The following is a 3733-nucleotide window of genomic DNA, read 5'->3' on the forward strand; positions in this document are numbered from 1 at the left end:
AAACGTTGCAGGTCAATATAAGATAAAGACTAATGTCTTTGAAGGACAAACTACTGCAGGTTCTATAACTGTACAGGGCGAAGGTACGGCAACTACTAATCTGCAACAAGGGTTGTGTAAAGCATGGGTTGAGTTTGATGCGACAATTACTCCATTTGTTTCAGCAACTGCTGTTGGAGACAGTTTTAATATAACAAGTATCAATGATGCTGGATCAGGCATACATGATTTAAGTATTACAAATAATATGAGTAATACAGGTTACGCAGCTTCTGGGGCCGCTGGTGAAAATGATGATTCTGGTGGAAATCGCAGTTTAGGTTTACGTGCTAAATCAACAAGTACGCAGAATGTTCGTGGCTTTCGAGATGGTGTTTCTGCACAAGATAACCAAGAGATGTGTGTTCACATAATGGGAGACCTTGCGTAATGGCTAGCATTCTTAATGTTGATACCATTTCTGGCAAGACTACGGCTGGGTCTATTTCAATTACTGGCGAAGGAAACTCGACTACAACAAATTTACAGCAAGGACTGTGCAAAGCATGGGCTGATATTGCGGCAGGTGGAGCATCTTTGCCGGATAGCTTTAATTTTTCTAGTATTGATGACGATGGAACTGGAGAATATGGCTTAAACTTCACTAATGCGATGGGAAGCATAAATTATTCAGCAAATGCGACAGTGACTTTTAATCACGCGGCTGGATCGAACAATGTAAGAGTATTTGTTGTTGAAAGCAAAGCTACAAGTTCTGTTGAAATAGATAGTGGTTATACTAGCTCTAGTGGTGTTTATGAAGTATTGGACATTACAACAAATGCTAGTGTTAGTGTTGCAGGGGATTTGGCATGACGCAAACTCCAGATTTCCAAGGCACACATCTATGGGAAAGGCTTTGCTGGGCTAAGGATAGTCTTGAGGGTGTGCAGTCAGACTATGTGGTTGTCTTTGAAAACAGCGTGGATAAACCTGCATCTGTAATGATACCTGATCCAAACTGGATGGCTTGTGCTTTGCAGGGTGGTATCTTACCGCCTGTCTGGGTGTATTGGGAATTAGCTAAAGATGAGGCGCAACCAGACTTCAAGCAGCACACACGTGGTTATTTGTTGCATGAAACAGAACCTATGGGTGCAATGACTGAAGAAGAGGCCATTGAGTATCTTATCCAAAAAGATGTGCCACAATCTGTATGGCAATCATGGGACGAAGGTAATCGCCCGAAGATGGTGATCTGTCGGAAAAAACAACTACCGACAACACGCGAATGGAGAAACGCTTGGCGTATCTCTGATGAACTAGCAGCATGAGGAGTACTCAATGACAACGTATATTGTAGATAAAGATGGTGCGTCTATTGATGCTTCTACAGCTACCGTTCCATCTGACCGCCACTTTCGTGGTGCTTGGTCTTTGTCTGGCAAGGTCATTAGTGAAGACCTGACAGAAGCAAAGAAGATTTTTCAAGACAAGATTCGTGAGGTGCGCAAGCCTTTGCTTGAGGCAGAGGATGTTGCGTATATGAAAGCCCTTGAAGCTGATGATGCGTCTGCCAAAACTGCCTCTATAAACAAAAAGAAAGCGTTGCGTGATGCGCCTGCTGCATCTGCAATTACAAACGCAGATACGATTGACAAGCTCAAAGCTGCTTGGGACACAAGTGTTCTAGGCGCAAGTCCTTACGCATAAGGAGAAACATCATGTCCACAACACTTGCCATTGACAGCAGCAACTTTCACCCAATCCAGGCGCTTGCACCTGGCACAACGCAAACAATTACTACTAGCGGATCAAGTGCTGCAACAAGTAGTGCATTTGCTGCTGGCACAACAGTGGTTCGAATTGTAGCAACCAAAGATTGTCATATTACTTTTGCAGCATCACCGACAGCTACAACATCTTTGCCATTCATGCCTGCTAATCAGGTTGAATACTTCAAAGTCACCGCTGGTGAAAAATGCGCAGCTATCCAAAGCTCCGAGGCTGGTACAGTCTTTGTAACTGAGATGTCGTAAATGCTTGGCGGCGTTGGCAATATAGGCATAATGAGTGCCAGACGCCGTGTCATCGCTGCTGCTGCTGCTGCTGGGCCTAGTAGATATGCCCGAATCGTTTCGGAATCGTCTTCTAGTTATTCAGCAATATATGAAATAGAGTTTTTTACTGGAGCAAATCAAACTGGAACTAAATATCCAGACACTGTTGGGAGTATGACATCAGCTACTGCTCCCTCGCCTCTTGTTGCTTCTAGTCCCCAGCAACTTTCAGATTTTTATGGAGCTTGGAAAACATTTGATAATTCTATCAGTACTTTTTGGTGGAATGTTTTAAGTACATATAGTCAAGGTTGGTATATCCAGTTAGATACTGGTCAAACAAGTGACCCGATTCTTTCTGCAAAAGTTACTTTTAACGTAGGCCTTACTGCTAGTACAAGCCAAACAATATTTTTAAGAACATCTAATACTGGGGCTTTTTCTGGTGAAGAAATCACACGTGGCTCAGTCGTTATTGATGCGCCTGCTAATTCTACCGCTTACAATATTGGGTAATAATTATGCAAATTGAAAAATTTATAATAGCTATTCACGATATGGAAAATCTTCACTTAAAAACTTATTCAAATGAAACAGAAATGCAGGAATTTCGTGATGAATTTACTGCAAACATTAACGCTGCAATAGCTCATGCCAAAGAAGCTAACTCTAATTTTGATACTTTGTCTGAAGCAAATCAGATTAGTGCTGCGACTCAAAGTTATAAAACATTGAAAGGTATAGAGTGATGCTGGTATCTGTTGGAAAATTAAAATCACCTCGTAAAGTTATTTCTGCTGGCGGCGGCGGTGGTAGCGGCCAATTCCTCAAATCACAAGGTCTTACTGGCGCTCAAGGATTTACGTTGAATACATTGGTTGTTAGTAAAGACATGAGTTCTACAACCGTTCAGAGGCCACCTCCAAGTGGTTTTAATCCTAAATCACCTAGCGGCTCTTTACAGCCATCAGGTGCCCGATTCTTTTGGGCGGATTGGGGTGATGATTTTTTTGATGATTGGGGCGAATTTTATATTTTTAATCCAGCAGATCAAACCGCAAGTTATATACAATTTAGTACCATAAACGGAGCTGATGAAACTTTTTTTAGCGAAACACAAACTCATCATAGCAAGACTTTTAAAATAGTTCATGGATGGGCTGCACAAGGAATATTCAAACTAGATGTTGCTTGCACAAGTGATGATACTTTTCAATTTGCATTAGGTCACTATGGAAACATGGGTTCTGATGGTGGAACAAATAATTCTGATTTAACACATACGGCAAGTTGGGGTACTCTCCGTTATAATCAAAACAACCAAATAGGTGTTAGAGAATTTTTCTACACTCATGTAATACCAAAAAAGAAATCAGACAATGATAGTATTGTTGTAGATACAACTGGTTTGTTCACGGCTGTTTTTCCTAACGATAAATTGGCAATTTATACAGGAGCTTTTACTCACGGTTTTACTTGTTATTATATAAAAGGAGCTAATAATAGTACCGGCTCAATGGCTAATTGGGTTGCAAACGATATAGCTCTTTCAAGTTCATACCATGACTAAGCCAACCGTCACATCAGTCAAGGCTGAACTAGATACTCATGAAGCAGTCTGCGCTGAACGCTGGAAAGAAACCATCCTGCGTATCAAACGCATCGAACACATCATGATTGGAACTGCTGGCACT

General features: G+C 41.4%; 8 protein-coding genes. All 8 read left to right on the forward strand.

The window, feature by feature from the left end; genetic code table 11:
- A partial coding sequence (locus B4237_RS12470; protein ID WP_286943371.1) for a hypothetical protein occupies positions 1–430 on the forward strand: 430 nt, incomplete at its 5' end.
- Positions 430–855 carry a hypothetical protein gene (locus tag B4237_RS12475; protein ID WP_286943373.1) on the forward strand — a complete coding sequence of 142 codons (426 nt, stop codon included), beginning with the start codon at positions 430–432 and terminating at the stop codon, positions 853–855. The genes B4237_RS12470 and B4237_RS12475, both read left to right, overlap by 1 nt.
- Positions 852–1313, forward strand: coding sequence for a hypothetical protein (locus tag B4237_RS12480; RefSeq protein WP_286943375.1), 462 nt, complete (start codon positions 852–854; stop codon positions 1311–1313). The genes B4237_RS12475 and B4237_RS12480 overlap by 4 nt, the downstream gene beginning before the upstream one ends.
- A 10-nt stretch (positions 1314–1323) precedes the next feature.
- Positions 1324–1692, forward strand: a complete 369-nt coding sequence (locus B4237_RS12485) for a hypothetical protein (protein ID WP_286943377.1) — start codon at positions 1324–1326, stop codon at positions 1690–1692.
- An 11-nt stretch (positions 1693–1703) separates the two neighbouring features.
- Positions 1704–2018: a hypothetical protein gene (locus tag B4237_RS12490; protein WP_286943379.1), complete on the forward strand. Its 315-nt coding sequence runs from the start codon at positions 1704–1706 to the stop codon at positions 2016–2018.
- A complete protein-coding gene (locus tag B4237_RS12495; protein WP_286943381.1) occupies positions 2019–2555 on the forward strand; it encodes a hypothetical protein in 537 nt (178 codons plus the stop codon).
- A 5-nt stretch (positions 2556–2560) separates the two neighbouring features.
- Positions 2561–2788, forward strand: a complete 228-nt coding sequence (locus tag B4237_RS12500; RefSeq protein WP_286943383.1) for a hypothetical protein — start codon at positions 2561–2563, stop codon at positions 2786–2788.
- Positions 2788–3609 carry a hypothetical protein gene (locus B4237_RS12505; RefSeq protein WP_286943385.1) on the forward strand — a complete coding sequence of 274 codons (822 nt, stop codon included), beginning with the start codon at positions 2788–2790 and terminating at the stop codon, positions 3607–3609. The genes B4237_RS12500 and B4237_RS12505 overlap by 1 nt, the downstream gene beginning before the upstream one ends.
- Positions 3610–3733: the final 124 nt, after the last annotated feature.

Origin of the sequence: Acinetobacter sp. UBA6526, assembly GCF_002434875.1 — a bacterium.
Classification (GTDB): domain Bacteria; phylum Pseudomonadota; class Gammaproteobacteria; order Pseudomonadales; family Moraxellaceae; genus Acinetobacter; species Acinetobacter venetianus.